At 70.3% G+C, this 16,677-nt stretch carries 17 protein-coding genes; 6 read left to right on the forward strand and 11 right to left on the reverse strand.

Annotated features, from left to right (window positions below):
• Nucleotides 1-38 precede the first annotated feature (38 nt).
• From VGO10_RS08660 to VGO10_RS08675, 4 genes are read right to left on the reverse strand one after another with little or no spacing between them, the layout of a single operon-like run.
• Nucleotides 39-923, reverse strand: coding sequence for an ABC transporter permease (locus VGO10_RS08660; protein ID WP_327467243.1), 885 nt, complete (start codon nt 921-923; stop codon nt 39-41).
• Nucleotides 920-2,209, reverse strand: coding sequence for an ABC transporter ATP-binding protein (locus VGO10_RS08665; RefSeq protein ID WP_327467245.1), 1,290 nt, complete (start codon nt 2,207-2,209; stop codon nt 920-922). Before VGO10_RS08665 ends, VGO10_RS08660 begins: the two co-directional genes overlap by 4 nt.
• Nucleotides 2,206-2,652, reverse strand: a complete 447-nt coding sequence (locus tag VGO10_RS08670) for a DUF2304 domain-containing protein (protein WP_327467247.1) — start codon at nt 2,650-2,652, stop codon at nt 2,206-2,208. The genes VGO10_RS08665 and VGO10_RS08670 overlap by 4 nt, the downstream gene beginning before the upstream one ends.
• Nucleotides 2,652-3,407 carry a glycosyltransferase family 2 protein gene (locus VGO10_RS08675; protein ID WP_327467249.1) on the reverse strand — a complete coding sequence of 252 codons (756 nt, stop codon included), beginning with the start codon at nt 3,405-3,407 and terminating at the stop codon, nt 2,652-2,654. The genes VGO10_RS08670 and VGO10_RS08675 overlap by 1 nt, the downstream gene beginning before the upstream one ends.
• Nucleotides 3,408-3,492: 85 nt before the next feature.
• On the opposite strand from VGO10_RS08675, the gene VGO10_RS08680 reads away from it, so the two are divergent.
• Genes VGO10_RS08680 through VGO10_RS08690 form a run of 3 tightly spaced genes read left to right on the forward strand, consistent with a single transcriptional unit; the run spans nt 3,493 to nt 6,918 of the window.
• A complete protein-coding gene (locus VGO10_RS08680; protein ID WP_327467251.1) occupies nt 3,493-4,638 on the forward strand; it encodes a glycosyltransferase in 1,146 nt (381 codons plus the stop codon).
• A gap of 53 nt (nt 4,639-4,691) precedes the next feature.
• Entirely contained in the window at nt 4,692-6,164 is a 1,473-nt protein-coding gene (locus VGO10_RS08685; RefSeq protein WP_327467253.1) for a hypothetical protein, read from the forward strand.
• Nucleotides 6,157-6,918 (forward strand): hypothetical protein, encoded by a 762-nt coding sequence (locus VGO10_RS08690; protein WP_327467255.1) that lies wholly within the window; start codon nt 6,157-6,159, stop codon nt 6,916-6,918. Before VGO10_RS08685 ends, VGO10_RS08690 begins: the two co-directional genes overlap by 8 nt.
• On the opposite strand, the gene VGO10_RS08695 is transcribed toward VGO10_RS08690, so the two are convergent.
• Nucleotides 6,897-8,021 (reverse strand): glycosyltransferase family 1 protein, encoded by a 1,125-nt coding sequence (locus VGO10_RS08695; RefSeq protein ID WP_327467257.1) that lies wholly within the window; start codon nt 8,019-8,021, stop codon nt 6,897-6,899. The two genes, VGO10_RS08690 and VGO10_RS08695, sit on opposite strands and share 22 nt — an antisense overlap.
• Nucleotides 8,018-8,746: a class I SAM-dependent methyltransferase gene (locus tag VGO10_RS08700; RefSeq protein WP_327467259.1), complete on the reverse strand. Its 729-nt coding sequence runs from the start codon at nt 8,744-8,746 to the stop codon at nt 8,018-8,020. The genes VGO10_RS08695 and VGO10_RS08700 overlap by 4 nt, the downstream gene beginning before the upstream one ends.
• Before the next feature lie 88 nt (nt 8,747-8,834).
• Between VGO10_RS08700 and VGO10_RS08705 the strand changes: the two genes are divergently transcribed.
• Complete coding sequence (locus tag VGO10_RS08705) at nt 8,835-9,917, forward strand: glycosyltransferase family 1 protein (RefSeq protein WP_327467261.1); 1,083 nt, start codon at nt 8,835-8,837, stop codon at nt 9,915-9,917.
• On the opposite strand, the gene VGO10_RS08710 is transcribed toward VGO10_RS08705, so the two are convergent.
• The 5 genes from VGO10_RS08710 to VGO10_RS08730 are packed head-to-tail and all read right to left on the reverse strand — an operon-like array spanning nt 9,914 to nt 15,352.
• The gene (locus VGO10_RS08710) at nt 9,914-10,909 is read right to left on the reverse strand and encodes an FkbM family methyltransferase (RefSeq protein WP_327467263.1); all 996 of its coding nucleotides are present in this window, start codon (nt 10,907-10,909) and stop codon (nt 9,914-9,916) included. The genes VGO10_RS08705 and VGO10_RS08710 overlap by 4 nt on opposite strands.
• A 10-nt stretch (nt 10,910-10,919) precedes the next feature.
• Nucleotides 10,920-12,101, reverse strand: a complete 1,182-nt coding sequence (locus tag VGO10_RS08715; RefSeq protein ID WP_327467264.1) for a glycosyltransferase — start codon at nt 12,099-12,101, stop codon at nt 10,920-10,922.
• A gap of 11 nt (nt 12,102-12,112) precedes the next feature.
• Nucleotides 12,113-13,624 (reverse strand): oligosaccharide flippase family protein, encoded by a 1,512-nt coding sequence (locus VGO10_RS08720; protein WP_327467266.1) that lies wholly within the window; start codon nt 13,622-13,624, stop codon nt 12,113-12,115.
• Between the two features lie 11 nt (nt 13,625-13,635).
• On the reverse strand, nt 13,636-14,763 hold the full coding sequence (locus VGO10_RS08725; RefSeq protein ID WP_327467268.1) for a glycosyltransferase family 1 protein: 1,128 nt from the start codon (nt 14,761-14,763) through the stop codon (nt 13,636-13,638).
• Between the two features lie 4 nt (nt 14,764-14,767).
• Nucleotides 14,768-15,352: a class I SAM-dependent methyltransferase gene (locus tag VGO10_RS08730; protein ID WP_327467270.1), complete on the reverse strand. Its 585-nt coding sequence runs from the start codon at nt 15,350-15,352 to the stop codon at nt 14,768-14,770.
• A gap of 42 nt (nt 15,353-15,394) precedes the next feature.
• On the opposite strand from VGO10_RS08730, the gene gmd reads away from it, so the two are divergent.
• Together gmd and VGO10_RS08740 are read left to right on the forward strand one after the other, a co-directional pair.
• A complete protein-coding gene (gene gmd / locus VGO10_RS08735; RefSeq protein WP_327467272.1) occupies nt 15,395-16,363 on the forward strand; it encodes a GDP-mannose 4,6-dehydratase in 969 nt (322 codons plus the stop codon).
• Nucleotides 16,360-16,677 (forward strand): NAD(P)-dependent oxidoreductase (locus VGO10_RS08740; protein ID WP_327467274.1); only part of this gene is annotated, 318 nt, incomplete at its 3' end. The genes gmd and VGO10_RS08740, both read left to right, overlap by 4 nt.

A 16,677-nucleotide genomic window follows, 5' to 3' on the forward strand; every position in this document is an offset into this window, starting at 1 on the left:
GGGCGCGGAGCCTACCCGCGCCGTCGGCCCAACACGGCCTACAGGTCCTCGGCGACCTTGGGCGCCAGCGCCCGGAACAACAGGAACCCGAACACCACCGACCCCACGATCAGCCCAACCGGAATCAACAACAGCCAATCGTTCGACATCGCCTGCGACGGCGACGTCCACGACCCATCAACCAGCGTGTGGCGCGCCGTGGCGAGGATCGCCGCAAACGGATTGCAGAAGAACAAATCCCGCAAAAACGTCCCGTGGATCGCGTCAACCGTGAAGAACACGCCCGACGCGTAGAACAACATCTGGAGGATGACCATCCAGATCGGCTCGATGTCGCGGAAGCGCACGAAGCTGACCGACAGGATCATCGACAGGCCGAAGGCAAACAGCACGAGCACCGCGACGGCCACCACGAACAGCAGCCACGAGAGGCGCGGGGTGGCCCCGGAGATCAACAGGAAGATCAGGACCGGGACGAGGTTGAGCAACAGGTTGAACGTGGCCGCCAACGTGCTGGCCATTGGCACGGCCAAGCGCGGGAAGTTGACCTTGCGCACCAGCGGCTCTCGCATCATGAGGCTGCGCACCGCCTGGCTCGTGGCCTCGTTGAGGAACGAGAACATCACAATGCCGAGCAGCAGCGCCACCGGGTAGTACTTCAGCCCCGCATCGAGGTTGAGCGCGAAGCTGAAGACCACGAACAACACCCCGAAGAGCAGCAGCGGGTTCATCAGCTGCCACAGGTAGCCCAGGAACGAGCCGAAGAACTTCAACTTGAAGTCGGTGGTCGCCAGCGTCCAGGTCAGGCGGAAGAGACGCTGCGGGTCGTCACCGAGCGCCGACGGACCCTTGACCTCGCGCAGACCCTCGCCGGACACCTCCGGCACGATCTCCGCCGCCCGCTCCGGCGTCGCCGTGCTCACGGCGTCGCCTCCACCGTGACCTGGCGCTGCAACTCCATGTGGAACGGCAGGTCGACCATCGCGCCCGACGGATCGCCGGCGCTGATCACGATCGAGCGGAAGCGCTCGCGGTTGTCCATCCACGCGGCGCCCGAGCCGGACTTGGCCACCACGGCGCTCACGCCGTAGCGGTCGGGAGCGAGCACGTTCTCGAAGCCGAAGTACACGATGATCTCCTCGCCGGCCTTGAACGACTCGCCCGCGAGCTCCTTGTGCGTCGAGGCGCTGACCACGCGCTCGTCGGCGCCGTTGCGCAGCGTGAAGCCAAAGAGCGGCGCCTCGGCGTCCGCGTGGAAGCGCACGTGCATGCAGAACGTGCAGCGCAGGCCGGCGTCGAGGCTCTCGACCTGCTCGCCCTCGGCGTTCATGAACCAGCCGCTGACGATCTCGGCGCTGCCGTCGCCAGCGCGCAGCTCCTCGGCGTTGCGGCCGCGCAGCGCGGGCGCGGCGGCCGCGCGCGGCTCCCCGTCCCCGCCGTTGGCGGCCGCCTCCTCGGCGTCGCGCGCATCGCGGGAGAAGTTCAGCTGCAGGTAGTGCATCGACACCGGCTGGGGCTCGCCGATCTCAGCGACGCGGCCGCGCTCGAGCAGCATCGCCCGGTCGCAGAACCGCTCGACCGAGCCCATGTCGTGGGTGACGAGGACGACCGTGCGGTTCTCGCGGCGCAAGCGCGCGAACTCGTCAAAGCACTTCTGCTGGAAGGCGGCGTCGCCGACCGCGAGGACCTCGTCGATCAGCAGGATGTCGGCGTCGACCTGGATCATCACGCTGAACGCCAGCCGGACGAGCATGCCCGACGAGTAGTTCTTCAGCTTGAGATCGACGAAGTCGTGCAGCTCGGCGAAGTCCAGCACCGCGTCGATGCGCGAGCGCGACTCACGCGGCGAGAGGCCGAGCATCGTCGCGTTGATGAGGATGTTGTCGCGCGCCGGCAGATCGACGTTGAAGCCGACGCCCAGCTCGATGAAGGTCGAGACGCGACCGTCGACGAAGATCCGGCCCTGGTCGACGCCGTAGATCCCCGCCATGCACTTCAACAACGTGGACTTGCCCGACCCGTTGCGCCCGACGATCCCGAAGAACTCGCCGCGGCCGACGTCGAAGGAGACATCGCGCAGCGCCTGGAACTGGTGGTGGCTCGGCCGGCGGACCGGGTGCAGCACGCGCTCCTTGAGCGTGTGGACCTGCTCCTCCGGAATGCGGAACTCCTTGTGGACGCCGTCCACGAGGATGGTGGGGCTGCTCATCGCCGGCCTTGGGCGCGCTCGGGCTCCGGCTCCTGCGCAGCGGCGGCGACCTCGACCGGCGCCGGCAGCGCCTCGGCGTGACCGCGCTCTAGCGCCTCGGCCAGCTCGTCGGGCTCCTCGACGCCCATCAGCCCGACCTCCTGGACCAGCAGCGTCAGGCGCCGCTCCAGCGAGCTGATCCGCACCGAGAAGTGCAGCAGCAAGATCAAGCAGAACAGCAGCCCGAAGAAGAAGAGCGTGCTCGCCGGCGAGATCGCGCCGATCGCATCGGTCGCCTTCTGCAGCAGCGAGAACCAGATCGAGATCAGCAGCACCAGCGCCGCGGTGAAGACCCAGAGGACCGAGTACTCCTCCTTGAGCTTGCGCCGCCGCACCAGCTCGATGACCATCAACAACACGATGGCCGCGCCGCCGATGGTGAGGATCCGGATGCGGATGTCCATCAGCCACGCTCCTGACGCGGCACCGCGGCGGGCCGCAACATCGTCACGAGGATCGAGAGGAACATCTTGTACACGTAGTAGAGGCTACGGTGCCCGGAGTGCATGGAGGCACCCGTCGGCATCTTCATCTGCACGCCGACCTCGGAGACCCGGAAGCCGGAGCGGTGCAACAGGATCAAGATGTCGGCATCCGGATAGTCGGCTGGGTAGACGTCGGTGCAGAAGAAGCGCGCCACGTCGATGCGCATCACCTGGTAGCCCGAGGTCGGGTCGGAGACGTGCTGCTTCATGATCCGCGAGGCCATCGAGCTGAAGACGCCCATGCCGATCTTGCGCGCCAGCGAGGGCTGGTAGTGGCCGTCGCCGTCGAGGAAGCGCGAACCGATGACGATATCGGCGCTGTCGGTCTCGATGAGCGCCAGCAGCTCCGGGAAGAAGCTCGCCTGGTGCTGGCCGTCGGCGTCCATCTGCGCGACCGTGCCGTAGCCGTGGCGGACCGCGTACTTGTAGCCGGTCTGCAGGGCGACGCCGTAGCCGGAGTTGACCGGCAGGCGCAGGACCCGCGCCCCGGCGCGGCGGGCGACGGCCGCCGTGTCGTCGGCGGAGCCGTCGTCGATGACGAGCACGTCGAAGGCAGGCAGCGTGCGGCGCACGTCGGCGATGACGGGCGCGATGCTCGCAACCTCGTTGTAGGCGGGAATGACGACGAGGCAGTTCGACACGTTTTGGGGCCACGCGGGTTCGATGAGCGCCATTGCCTCACCAACGTTGGCGGGCGCGACAGGTTGCGTGAACCCTGCGCAGTGTACCCGGGGCGGCTGTGCGAACCTCCGCCGCCGTATGCGGATCTGCCTTGTCTATGACTGCCTGTTCCCGTGGACCGTCGGCGGCGCCGAGCGCTGGATGCGCAACGTCGGCGAGGCGCTGGTCGCCGAGGGGCACGACGTCACCTACCTGACGCGGCGTCAATGGGAGCCTGGCGACGAGCCGGACATTCCTGGAATCCGGGTCATCGCCGTCTCCAAGGCCGAAGCGCTCTACGGCCCGGACGGCAACCGCACGATCGGCCAGGCGCTGCGCTTCGGCCGCGGCGTGGCGCGCCATCTGCTCGCCCACCGCGGCGAGTACGACGTCGTCCACGTCTCGGCGTCGCCGTTCTTCGGCCTGGCGGCCACCGGCCTGGTCCGCCGGCTCGGCGGCTACCGCGTCGCGGCCGACTGGCACGAGGTCTGGACCGATGACTACTGGATCGAGTACCTCGGCAAGGCCAAGGGGCGGATCGCGGCGTTCGTCCAGCGCGCCTGCGCGCACATCCCGCAGCGGGCGTTCTGCTCCAGCCGGCTGCACGCGCGGCGGCTCGTCGAGCTCGGGTTCCACGGGGAGCCAACGGTCTTGCGCGGACAGTGGACGGGCTCGCAGGAGCGCCCGTCGCCCCGGCCCGCCGAGCCACTGGTCGTCTTCGCCGGCCGGATGATCCCGGAGAAGCACGCGCCGGCCATCGTGCCGGCGATCGTCGCGGCGCGAGAACGGGTCCCGGAACTGCGGGCGGTGATCTTCGGCGAGGGTCCCGAGCTGGAGCTCGTCCGGGCCGAGATCACGCGCCTCGGGGTCGAGGGCGTCGTCGAGACACCGGGCTTCGTCGACGAGGCGATCGTCGAGGACACCATGGCGCGCGCGACCTGCCTGCTGCTGCCCTCGACGCGCGAGGGCTACGGGATGGTGGTCATCGAAGCCGCGGCCAAGGGCGTACCGAGCGTCCTGGTCGCCGCCCCCGACAACGCGTCGACCGAGCACATCACCGAGGGGGTCAACGGCTTCGTCGCGCCGGATCTCTCGCCGGACGCGTTGGCCGACGCGCTGGTCGCCGCTTATGAGCATCGCGCGGCATTGCGGGAGACGACGGCCGACTGGTTTGCCGCCAACGCGCAGGAGCTCAGCGTGGGCGCCTCGCTGCGCAAGGTCGTCGAGGCGTACGGCACCGCGTGACGCCCAGCGCTGGCGGCGTCGCAGCCGCTCCCTCCCATACGCTGTCGCGCTCGATGTCCCGCGCCCGCACAACCCTGCGGCGAGTCCCGGCGCCGTTGGCGCTGCTGCTCGCGGTCGCCGCCGTCCTGTCGCTCAGCTGGAACCTCGTGACCCCGCCGCTCCAGGGCCCCGACGAGTCCGACCACGTCGGGTACGTCGAGCATCTGGCGCAGACCGGGAAGATCCCCTCGGCGTCGACGGGCAACGGGCCTTACGCCACCGACGAGGTGGGAGCGCTGGCCGCCGGCTACCTGCCGATGTACCAGAACCCCCTCGCCCGTCCCCCGTGGACGGCCGACGCCGAGCGCTCGTACCGCAGCTTCGAGGACACGCTGCCCGGCAGCGCACGCAAGAACGGCAACGGCCCCAACTCCGTCGGCAAGAACCCGCCGCTGTACTACATCTACGAGGCGATCGGCTGGAAGCTCGCGTTCGGCGCCGGCTTCTTCGGCAAGCTCTTCGTGGCGCGCCTCCTCGGCGGTCTGATGCTGCTCGTGATGGTCGCCTTCACGTGGCTGGCGGCCGGCGAGGTGTTCGCACGGCGACGGCTCCCCCAGACGGTCGCCGCCGGCGTCGTGGCGCTGCTGCCGATGGCCGGGTTCCTGAGCGGGATCGTCAACACCGACATCCTGCTCGCGGCGATCTGGACGGCGTTCCTGTGGCTGGCGTTGCGAACCGCCCGGCTGGGCCTCACCTGGCAGCGCGCCGCGGGCCTGTCGGCGGTCACCGTGCTCTCGGTGCTCACGCACGGCCGTGGCCTGGCGCTCGTCCCGGCGCTGCTGCTCGCGCTGCTCGTCGCATGGCTCACGCACGCCAAGACGCTGCGCTCCACCCTGCGCGCGGCCGCCAGCTCCGGCGTCGTCCTGCTCGCCGGGCTCGGGATCTACAAGGTCATCATCTCGGCGGGCGGCGGTGGTGCGCTGTTCGGTGGCGAGGCGAACATCGGCAGTCGCTCGGCGTTCAGCATACGCGGGCTGTTCTCCGGGATCTGGCAGTTCTACCTGCCCAGGCTCGACTCGATGGTCCCCCACCTCGGGCCCGCATTCGGCTACCGCCAGTTCTTCGTACAGCAGTACTTCGGCGGCGTCTTCTCGTCCTTCGAGGTCTACTTCCCCTACGTGGTCTATGACGCCGTGCAGGTGGCAGTCTTCGTCCTGCTGATCGCCCTGTACACGATCGGCGCGGTGCGCATCCGCACGGTCTGGCCGCACTGGCCGAAGATCGTGATCGTCGCCGGAACCGCGATCTGCCTCGTCTTCTTCCTGCATGTCGCGTCCTACCGTGCGTTGGTCAACGGCAGCGAGAACCCGCTGATCGTCGGCCGCTACCTGCTGCCGATGACCGGCATCGTCGGCATCGCGATCGCCGCGGTCGTCGCGGGTCTGCCGCGCCGCGCCGGGGCCGTCGTCGCGGCGGTCGTCCTCGTCGGCATGATCGCGCTGTCGCTCGGCGGGCTGGCCCTCAACGTGGAGCGGTTCTATGCGTAGGGGCCTGTTCGCCGGCGTCCTCGTGCTCTTCGCGCTGTGGTTCGTGGTGAAGGCCGTCCCCTTCCTGGACCGCGCGCGCCCGGCCACCTACGCGACCCCGACCGTCCAGCCGACCGACCCAGCCTCGCTGGCGCCGATCGCGGTCAAGGGCGGCCAGAGCGTCTGCGCCGACCGGATGCCGTGGGGGCCAGACGCGCGCTACGTGCAGTTCACGCTGACGGGCTCCAAGCGGCCCGCGTCGCCGTTGCGCATCGTGGCCTCCGGCCCCGGCTACCGCGCGACCGCGCAGTTGCCCGCGGGCACGGCCGGCGACGTGCTGCAGACCGTGGCGATCACGCCGGCGCGCACCGAGATCCCCAACGGCACGCTCTGCGTGTTCAACGAGGGCCGCCACCAAGTCAAGGTGTATGGGATCAATCCGGGCCGCAGCTCGAGCCTGTCGACGACGAAGGTGAACGGCAAGCCGATCGATCAGGAGCTGAGCATCACGCTGCTGACGCATCCATCGCAGTCGCTCAGCGGGCGGTTGGGGACGATCGCGTCGCACATCGCCGCCTTCCGCCCGGTGGCGGGCTGGGAGGTCTTCTTGTTGGGGTTGTTGGCGGTGTTTGGGGTGCCGGTCGCCGTGGCCGTGGCGCTGTCGCGCGCGGCGGCGGAGGACGAGATGGGCAACGTGGCCGACGGCGCCGAACCTCCGCCGCCGAGCGACGAGCCGGAGCCCGACCCCGAGCCTCAGCCCAGCGCGCGGGTGTAGCTCGCCGCGGTCCCGGCCGCGGCGCGCTCCCAGGTGAACGTCGCCGCCTGCGCGTGGCCGCGGGCGATCAGGCGCGAGCGCAGTGCTCGATCGCTGAGGAGTGCGCCGATGGCGCCGGCGATGGCCTCGACGCTCGTGGGATCGAACAGCAGCGCGGCGTCGCCGGCGACCTCGGGCAGCGCCGAGACACCCGAGCACGCGACGGGCAGGCCGCGCGCCATCGCCTCGAGCACCGGCAGGCCGAAGCCCTCGGCCAGCGACGGGAACGCGAGGCAGGTCGCCGCGGCGTAGAGCCCTTCGAGCTGGGCGTCGTCGATCCAGCCGCAGAGGTGGACGCGGTCGCTGACGCCGGCGCGGCGGGCGGCGTCCAGCAGATCGGCGTCGAAGGCTGTCGGATAGCCCGGCAGGACCAGCTCGGCGTCGGGGATGCGGCCGACGGCCTCGATCAGGCGCACGAGGTTCTTGTGTGGTCGGCGCGCGGACACGCTGAGCACGAGCGGGCCGCTGCCGAGCCCCAACGTGGCGCGCAGTTGCGCCTCGGGCGTGGGGGTAGCGATGGGCGCGAGGCCCGGTCCGGACGGGACGACGTCGATCTTGCCGGCCGGGACGCCGAGCAATGTCTGGAGGTCGTCGGACGTGGCCTGGGAGACCGCGATGATCCTTTTTGCGCGGCGCGCGACGAGCGGCGCCAGGCGGCCGAGCCCGGCGGCCAGCAGGCCCGTGGTCGTCTCGGGATGGCGCAGGTAGATGAGGTCGTGCATGGTGACGACGCGCCGCGGGCCGACCAAGGGCCCGAGGTTGCCGAGCGAGTGCAGGAGATCGACGCGGGCCCGTGCGGCAGCGCCGGCCACGACGGACTGCTGCGCCGCGGTGCGCACGATCCGCGTGCCGGACGACACCGGCAGCCCGACGAGCTGCACCGCCGGATGCCACGGCGTGGCGCGCCACTCGCCGGCCAGCTCGCGTCCGGCCAGGATCGTGAAGCGCGCGCCGGGCAGCGCGGCGGGCAGCAGCGGCACGAGCGCGCGCGCATAGGTCTCCATCCCCCCCGTCGCGCCGGGCTCGAGGAAGAGCAGGTCGAGACCGATGTGCGGCGCGGTCACGCGGTGGTGGCCGAGGCGGCCGTCGGGGCCGCGAGCGCGAGCGGCCCGGGGCGCGTCGCCTCCACCTCGACCGAGGTCGCCGCCAGCGACAGGACCGGCACGTGGCTGAGGGCCTGGCTGAGCTTCCACACCGGCCTCGCGAAGCGGTTGAGCGTCTCGTTGGGGATCGAGAGCGGCAGGAGGTTGCGCAAACGCGCTTCCTCGACCCGCCAGCCGGCGCCGGTGACGATGGCCGACGCCGACCGCTTCGTGTAGACCCGATCGTGCTCGAGCGCGCCGTGGTAGTAGCGCCCGCTGTACTGGGCGATGCGCTCCAGGTAGCTGAAGCGGTTGGGCAGGTTGTAGATCAACAGCCGGCCGCCCGGGGCCGTGACGCGGTGGAGCTCGGCCAGGGAGGCGGCCGGATCGGAGACGTGCTCCAGGACGCCGCAGGACAGCACGAGGTCGAACTCGCCGTCGCCGTAGGGCAGCGCGACCGGCTCGGTGCTGTGGCGGACCTGGACGTCCTCGAAGCCCTCGTGCGCGTCGACGCCGTCGGGCGCGTCCGGCCAGTAGTCATAGGCCTCGCAGGTGATGCCCCGCGCGCGGATCCGCTGGGTCATCTGGCCCCAGCCCGCACCCCAGTCCAGGACGCGCTGCGGCGCCAGCTGCGCGATGCGATCGGCGATGGCGTCGTACTGAAAGCCCTGCGCGACGGCGCGCAGGTTGCGGTCGATATCGCTCACGCACGGATCGTGGCAGACGCCCGGCCGCGATGGCGGCTGGCGAGCCACGGCGCGACGGCGGCGGGGTGGGCAGTAGCCTCGCCCGCCAATGACGCTGACGGTCGGCATCGACGCGCGCGCGGCCGCCGAGGTCCCGGCGGGGCGCGGACGCTACGTCCGCGAGCTGCTCACAGCGCTTTCGCGGGTGGAAGAGGCGCGCGATGTGCGGTTCGTGCTCTATGCGCGCGAGCGCTGGGGTGATCTGGATCCGGCGCATTTTGCCTGGCGGCTGGTCGGGTTGCCGGATCCCGTGTGGCATGTGGCCGCCGCGGCGCACGCGTCGCGGGAGGTCGACATGCTGTTGTCGACCAACAGCTATCTGACCGCGTGGTTCTGCTTGAAGCCCACCGCGGTCGTCGTCTACGACCTCGTGCCGTTCGTTGACCGCGGGAACGCGAAGACGAGCTCAGCGCGCATCGAGCAGGCGACAATTCGACCGGCGCTGCGGCGGGCGGCGGCGCTGCCGTGCATCTCGGAGGCGACGCGCGCCGACCTCGTGCGGCTGTTCCCGTATGCGACGAGCAAGGCCACCATGATCCCGCTCGCCGCCGATCCCGCCTTCAGCACGCCCGTCCCCGCGCCCGGCCATCCGGCGCTCGAAGGCAAGCCCTATGTGTTGGCCGTCGGCACACTCGAGCCGCGCAAGAACCTTGAGCGTTTGATCGCGGCGTGGTCGTCGCTGGATGCCGACGCCCGCGCCGGCCACGTCCTCGCCCTGGTCGGGCCGATCGGCTGGGACGCCGCCCCGATCCTGTCCGCCGCCCGCGACCAGGGCGCGCAGCTCCTCGGCCGCGTCAGCGAGGACGAGCTCCGTGCGCTCTACGCCGGCGCCTCGGCCTTCGCCTACCCATCGTTGTATGAGGGTTTCGGCCTGCCCATCCTCGAAGCGATGGCCGCGGGCGCGCCGGTCGTGACCTCCAACGTGTCGAGCCTGCCCGAGGTCGCCGGCAACGCAGCGCTGCTCGTCGACCCAACCGACATCACCGCCATCGCCTCGGCCCTCGCACGCCTCCTCTCCGATCCGGCGCTCGCCAACGACCTCCGCACCCGCGGCCACGCCCGCGCCGCGCTCTTCTCCTGGGAGCGCACGGCCCGCGAGACGCTCGCCCTCCTGCGCTCGATCGCGCGCTAGCGCCCGCGCTCGCGACGCATCCGGATCTGCGCGCGGACGACGGCGCGGCCGCCGTAGCGACGGACCGGTCCGCGCCAGCCGCGCGCGCGATCGACCTCGTACTCCGGCTCGCCGAAGAGCGAGTCGCGGGCCCGGACATGGGAGACGTCGACGATCAGATCGCGATCAGCGGGATCCATCGAGGCAGCGATAAGCCCGTCCCCGCTGCAGGACTCCGCGATCGAGTGCTCGGCAATGATGTGCGCGCCCTGGTCCTGCAGGAACGCGAGGCAGCGTTGGTGGGTCAGCGCATCTCCGCTGAAGACCTGATGGTGGGTGGACAGCACGAGGAAGCGGATGCGGCGGTTGCGCAGCGCATCGCGGGCGGCCGAGAGCACGTTGAGCTCGGCGCCCTGCGTGTCGCACAACACAAGGTCGATCCGCTCCAAGTCGTTCTCGGCGATCAACCCGTCCAACGTGACCGTCGGCACCTGGCGCGTGCGACCGTCGCTCTCGCAGGTGATCCACATGTGCTCGCCCTTGGTCGCGCCGACAGCCACCTGGTGGAACACGCCCTCAAGACCGTTGAGCGCGAAGTTGCGCTTGCCGACCTCCAAGTTGTAGGGATCGGGCTCGATCATGATCGTCGTCGCACCCGGCAGCGTGCGCTGAAACCACATCGAGTAGTACGCCCAGTACGCGCCGAGCTCAACCATCGCGGGCGAACGGTCGCCCACCGTCTGCGCGAGGCGCTCGAGGATGCGATGGAAGACCAGTTCCTCCTGCGGCTCGTGATGCCCGCGGAGGCTTGTGATGATGTCGGTCATGAACGGTCCGCCATAACATGCCTCATCGATCAGCAAGCCATTGTGCATGACCTGCACGGACCGATCCCCGACGCGCTCCAGCGCCCCGGCGTTGGGCACCTTGGGGATGACGTCGGTGTCACGGACGGCGGTCGTCAACGCGACGCGGCGAGCGACATCGGTTGGATCGGGCGGGACGAGAGGCACGATCCGAACCCTAGTGGGAGCCGGTCAACACACGATCATAGGCGCCGGCGAGGCGGTCCGCGAAGGCGCCCACGGAGTAGTGCTGCAACAGCTCCGCCGGATAGGCGACGCGGGTCCCTGGCGGTCGTGAGAGCGCGCCGGCTGCGAGCGCTCGTGCCATGCCGATGTAGTCGCCGGCCGGGACGAGCGTGCCCTGGCCTTGCAGCACCTCGGGGATCGCGCCGTTGGTCGTCGCGACGATGTCCAGGCCGGCCGCCATCGCCTCGACAAAGACGAAGCCGAACTGCTCCTCCCAGAACGCGCGCGGCACGTCGAAGGGATGGCGGCCGCCGAGGGCGGAGGACTGGCTGCCAAGGAGAAGCGCCGACGCACCGGCGAACACACCCGGCATGTCGTCGTAGGGCACCGCGCCGATCGTGACCGCCTCGCCGAGGCCCAACTCCTGGGCATGGGCCCGCAGCCGTCCGTCCTCTGGACCGACCCCGACGATCTTCAGATGCGGCCGGGCCGGCGTGCCGTCGGGGAGCGTGACGATCCCGCGGTGCAACAGCGCTAGGGCGCGGATCGCGTCGTGCTGGCCTTTCTCCCAGACCAAACGGCCGGGCGCGACGATGGTGTGCTCGGCAGGCGGCGTCGCCGGCACGCTCGCCGCCGCGAAGCGATCCACATCGATCCCCGGTGCGCAGACCGCGATCTTCTCCTCCGGCACGCCCTCCAGCAGCAACCCGATCCGGGCGCGCTCGGTCGCCGGCATGAACAGGTCGGTCGCCGCGAGCACCTCGTGGCGGAGCTTGGCCGACGCGCCGCGCCGGTAGGTCCGCAGCATCGGCAGCGTCTCCCAGACCGTCTGCACCAACTTGAAGCCGTGGTGCTCCTTGGCCCGCGCCGCGTCTGCGGCAAACCAGTACGCGAGCTCTTCGGCATGCACAACGTCGGCCGCTGCATAGGCCTCGTCGGCCCCGGCGCCGTAGGCGTCCCCGGCCAGCAGCGTGGCGACATCGCCGAGGCGCCCCTTAGGAAGCCTGTCGCGACGCGTGCGCACAGGCACGGCCTCCAGCGCCACTGACCCGACGTCCCAGCCGTTAGCCGCCGAGCGCAGGTAGGCGACATCGAAGCGGTCAGGCAGCGCCTCCCATTGGCGTAGGTCCCAAGGGGTGGCCTGGTGGCCGCGGACGACGAGGACGCGGGGCATCGGCGGCAGTATCACTCGTCGTGCAGCGTCGGGCCGAGGCGGCTGAGCGGGCCGGGTAGGTGCTCCCGGATCTCCGTCGGCAGGGCTCCGAGCGACAGCAGGGCAACGGCATAGATCCCGAGGCCAACGACGGTCGCGAGCGCGTCCGGAATCGGCGGGAACCAGGCCAACAGGCCGAGGCCGGTGGCCACGACCATCCGGCCGACACGCAGGAACCGCGGCCGCATCAACCGGTTGCCGCCGCCGATACCCCAGGCGTAGGCGCAGGCCAGTGAGGTCTCGCCCAGCAGCGTTCCGAAGGCCGCGCCCTCGGCGCCGTGGGTGCGCGCCAGCAGCAGGACCGTGCTCGCGCTGACCACCAGCGCGATCACGTTGGCGCGGATCATCTGCCGGTGGCGGTGCATCGCCAGCAGCGTGAAGCCCCACGTAGCGATCACGAACGTCAGCGCCAGCGCCGCGCCCTGGATCCGCAGGACGGGGATCGCGCCGTCGTACTGATGGCCCGCGACGACCGCCATGATCGGCGCCGCGCCCAGCACACACGTGATCAGCGCCGCACCGCCGAGCGCCGCCGTCCCCTCGAAGAGCCGCTGCGTGGCGTAACGGAGGCGCTCGCGGTCATCACGGGCTGCGCGCGAGAGCAGCGGGAAGGCGGTCGTCACCAGGATGCCCGGTACCGACGCCACGATGATGTACACGCGGAACGATGCGCCGAACAGGCCGGTCTGCTCCTGCGTGGAGACCAGCGACGTGATCACCAGCGCCGTGTAGACGTACAGGCTGCCCACCGCGGTCGCCAGCGCGAACGTGATCGTCGGACGGATCAGCGCGATCCATTGGCTGCGGTCGAAGGTCGGTCGCAGCGGCGCCTGGCCCCGCACGAGCACCAGCGTGACGAGCACCAGCGCGAGGTGGACCGGGATCGTCGCCGCCAGGAAGCCGACGACACCGGAGCCGGCCGCGACCAGCACGACGAACAGCGCGGCAAGGCCGACCTGGCGCCCGACATCGAGCCCGGTCACCGCCCCCATCCGGATCTCCGCGGCCAGCGGGATGCTCAGCGTCGCGTAGATCACCACGAAGATCAGACCGAGCCCCATCAGGCCCGCGCCGATCACCATCTGAGAGTCGTAGCCGAGCACGACCGCGGCAAGCATCGCCAGCAGCGTCCCGGCGCTCGTCAGCGCCAGGCGCATTCCCAACAGCACGCGCATGAAGCGGTCGCGGTCGGCGCCGGTGCGCTGGGCGTACTCACGCAGCCCGAGCGTCGACATCCCGAGGTCGGTCACGGCCTGCACGACGGTCACGAGCGCCACCACGGTCTGGTAGCGGCCGTAGTCGGCTGGACCGAGGTGACGGGTGACGAGCGCGGCACCGACCAGCGACGCGCTCAGCCCGGCGACGAAGCCGCCGACGCGCAGCGCCCCACCGCGCACGACGCGGCGGCCCGCCTCGGGCGTGTCAAGGACGTCGCCGACCGGTGGGTCGGGCACGTCGGGCTGGGTGATGGCACCTCCGGACACTGATGCGGAGACTAGGCCCGCCCGAGCGCTCGCGCGTAGACCGCGAGCGTCTCGTCGACGCAGCGCTCCCACGTGTAGGACGCGGCGCGGACGCGACCGGCAGTTGACAGACGCACATGCAGCGCATCGTCGGTGAGCAGCGCGAGGGTGGCCTGGGCGATCGAGGCCTCCGAGGTCGGGTCCAGCGCCAGACCCGCATCGCCGGCGACCTCCCCGGGCGCCGAGTCGCGTGTGCACGCCACCGGCAGCCCCCGCGCCATCGCCTCCAGCACCGGCAGGCCAAAGCCCTCGACCAGAGACGGCAGCAGGAACGCGCGGGCGTTCGCGTAGAGCCCTTCGAGGTCAGCCGTCTCTAGGAAGCCGGGGACCGTGACCGCGTCGGCCAGCCCGATGCCGGCGGCCAGGACGCGCAGCGCCTCCTGGGCCTCCTCGCTCGACGGTCCGGGCAGGACGAGTTGCGCGTCGGGAACGGTCGCACGCACGGTCACCATCGCCCGGACCAAGCGCTCGAGGTTGCGGTGCGGCTTCTTCTGGCCGACGTTGAGGACGATCGGGCCTGGGCCGAGGCCGAGCTTCTCGCGCAGCACGGCGTCCGACGTCGGAGCGACCGTCGCGGGGCTGCCGAAGCCGAGCGGGACGACGTCGAGCTTGGCCGCTGGGACGTCGAGGTTGCGCCTGAGCTCCTCGCCGGCCGCGTGCGAGATCGCCACGACGCGGTCGGCTCGCCGCGCCACCCACGGCACGAGGGTGCGCCACAGGCGGTTGTTGAACGTGTCCTCGGGATGCGTGATCCAGACCGTGTCGGGGATCGTCACGACGCGCGCCGCACGGGAGACCAGCGGACCCGTCATCGCCACGGAGTGCACCACGTCGGCGCGGCGCCGGTCGGCCACGAGGCCGACCGCCGTCAGCTCGCTCAGCGCGCGCAGGCCGGCGCGGCCGAGTTGCCCCGCCCGCACGAGTTCCGCACCGGCCGCCCAGTCTTCTTCGACGAGCTTGTCGTAACCGGCGGGGTTGAGGAGGACCGTCAGCCGCGGCGCGTCGGGGCGCACGAGCAGCCCGCGGCAGAGCTCGCGCAAGTAGGTCTCCACGCCGCCCATCGGCGGCGCGAGGAACAGGCCGTTGACAACGACGCGCATGGCGTTACTTGACGACCTCGAACTCCGCGCGGATGTTCATGGTGGGGAAGCGAAACGCGAAATAGGACTCGTAGGGCAGCTGATAGCGATTGGCCAGCGCAGCGATCCCGGTGAGGCGAAACGGAAGCCAGAGATCGAGCGTGACGTGGATCTCACGAAAGCGCACGTCGGTGTAGTGGGCGAAGCGCGGCTCGCCGAGCGAGCGGATCGCGACCGTCGAGAAGTAATGGCGATGCGTCGGGTCGCCGTAGGCGAGCACCGAGGAGAAGTGCGGGGTGCGTAGCTGGATCCGTGCGCCGGGCCGCGCGATCCGATGCAGCTCCTCGAACACGCGAATCGGCTGCGCGACGTGCTCGATGACGTCCTGCATCAGGATCTGGTCAAACGACGCGTCCTCGATGGGATACGGGAAGACGTCGAGATCGTGCACCACGTCGGCGTCCGTGTCTCCGGAGATATCGAGCCCGATCGCGCCAGGGAACTTCGCGCTGCCGCAGCCGATGTCCAACACAGCGCCCGGCCCGGTGGGCCGCAGATCGAACTGATGCGGGTCGGTTGTGCGGGCCAGTGCGTCGCGAAGGGCAGGCATCGGGGCGCACGCTAGCGGGCTCCCTCGTTACCCTGCCGCGCGATGCCCAAGTCTGCGCTCATCACCGGAATCACCGGCCAGGACGGCTCCTACCTCGCCGAGCTGCTGCTCGAGAAGGGGTACGAGGTGTATGGGATGGTCCGCCGCACCAGCCATCACAGCTTCGAGCGGATCGAGCATCTGGTAGACCGGATTCATATCGTGACGGCGGATCTGCTGGACCAGCATTCGCTGACCGTGGTCCTCCAGGACATCAGGCCCGACGAGGTATACAACCTCGCGGCCCAATCGTACGTGCCCACCTCCTGGAGTCAGCCGGTGCTCACCGGGGAGTTCACCGCGCTGGGCGTGACCCGGATTCTCGAGGCGGTGCGGCTGGTGCATCCCACCGCCCGGTTCTATCAGGCGAGCTCGTCGGAGATGTTCGGCAAGGTTCAGCAGACGCCCCAGCGGGAAGACACGCCATTCTATCCGCGCTCGCCCTACGGCGTCGCCAAGGTGTACGGCCACTGGATCACTGTGAACTATCGGGAGTCGTACAACCTGTATGCGGTGAGCGGCATCCTGTTCAATCACGAATCGCCACGGCGCGGGATGGAATTCGTCTCCCGCAAGATTACCGACGGCGCCGCGCGCATCCGGCTGGGCCTCTCCAGCCAGCTTCGTCTCGGCAATCTCGACGCCCGGCGCGACTGGGGCTTCGCGGGCGACTACGTCGACGCGATGTGGCGGATGCTCCAGCGCCCGTCGCCCGAAGACTATGTCATCGGCACCGGGTCGGCGCACAGCGTACGTGAGCTGGTCGAAACCGCCTTCACCCATGTCGGCCTGGACTGGCGCAAGTACGTGGCGAGCGACCCGGCATTCATGCGCCCCGCCGAGGTCGATGTCCTTCTGGCCGACCCGGCTAAGGCCGCGGCTGAGCTGGGCTGGAAGCCCACGGTAGACTTCAAATCGCTGGTGGAGATGATGGTGGATGCGGACCTCGAAAGGCTGAAGCGCCTGCGGTGAACGTTCTCGTCACGGGTGCCGATGGCTTCGTCGGAGGGTGGCTGGTTCGCCGGTTGATGGACCGAGGCCATGCCGTCACCGGAATCCATCGCAGCGGAGGCCAGCCGTCTTCGCTGCTGACGCGCGAGGAGAAGGCCCGGATCGAATGGCGGAGCATGGAACTGGGCAGCTCCGACTCGGTCGCCGGTGCGGTGGGGGGACGCTGGGATGCGGTGGTACATCTGGCCGCCGTCGCGTCCGGTACCGAAGCCCGGCGCGATCCGGGGCTGGCCTGGGAGATCAACGCCGCCGGGACGGCGCGGTTGCTGGAATCG

The organism is Baekduia sp. (assembly GCF_035996765.1).
Classification (GTDB): Bacteria; Actinomycetota; Thermoleophilia; order Solirubrobacterales; family Solirubrobacteraceae; genus Baekduia.

Bases quoted from the DNA above. Each gene is read 5' to 3' on its own strand.
- VGO10_RS08665 (WP_327467245.1), bottom strand. From the start codon at position 2,209: ATGAGCAGCCCCACCATCCTCGTGGACGGCGTCCACAAGGAGTTCCGC.
- VGO10_RS08670 (WP_327467247.1), bottom strand. From the start codon at position 2,652: ATGGACATCCGCATCCGGATCCTCACCATCGGCGGCGCGGCCATCGTG.
- VGO10_RS08675 (WP_327467249.1), bottom strand. From the start codon at position 3,407: ATGGCGCTCATCGAACCCGCGTGGCCCCAAAACGTGTCGAACTGCCTC.
- VGO10_RS08680 (WP_327467251.1), top strand. From the start codon at position 3,493: ATGCGGATCTGCCTTGTCTATGACTGCCTGTTCCCGTGGACCGTCGGC.
- VGO10_RS08685 (WP_327467253.1), top strand. From the start codon at position 4,692: ATGTCCCGCGCCCGCACAACCCTGCGGCGAGTCCCGGCGCCGTTGGCG.
- VGO10_RS08690 (WP_327467255.1), top strand. From the start codon at position 6,157: ATGCGTAGGGGCCTGTTCGCCGGCGTCCTCGTGCTCTTCGCGCTGTGG.
- VGO10_RS08705 (WP_327467261.1), top strand. From the start codon at position 8,835: ATGACGCTGACGGTCGGCATCGACGCGCGCGCGGCCGCCGAGGTCCCG.
- VGO10_RS08715 (WP_327467264.1), bottom strand. From the start codon at position 12,101: ATGCCCCGCGTCCTCGTCGTCCGCGGCCACCAGGCCACCCCTTGGGAC.
- VGO10_RS08725 (WP_327467268.1), bottom strand. From the start codon at position 14,763: ATGCGCGTCGTTGTCAACGGCCTGTTCCTCGCGCCGCCGATGGGCGGC.
- VGO10_RS08730 (WP_327467270.1), bottom strand. From the start codon at position 15,352: ATGCCTGCCCTTCGCGACGCACTGGCCCGCACAACCGACCCGCATCAG.
- gmd (WP_327467272.1), top strand. From the start codon at position 15,395: ATGCCCAAGTCTGCGCTCATCACCGGAATCACCGGCCAGGACGGCTCC.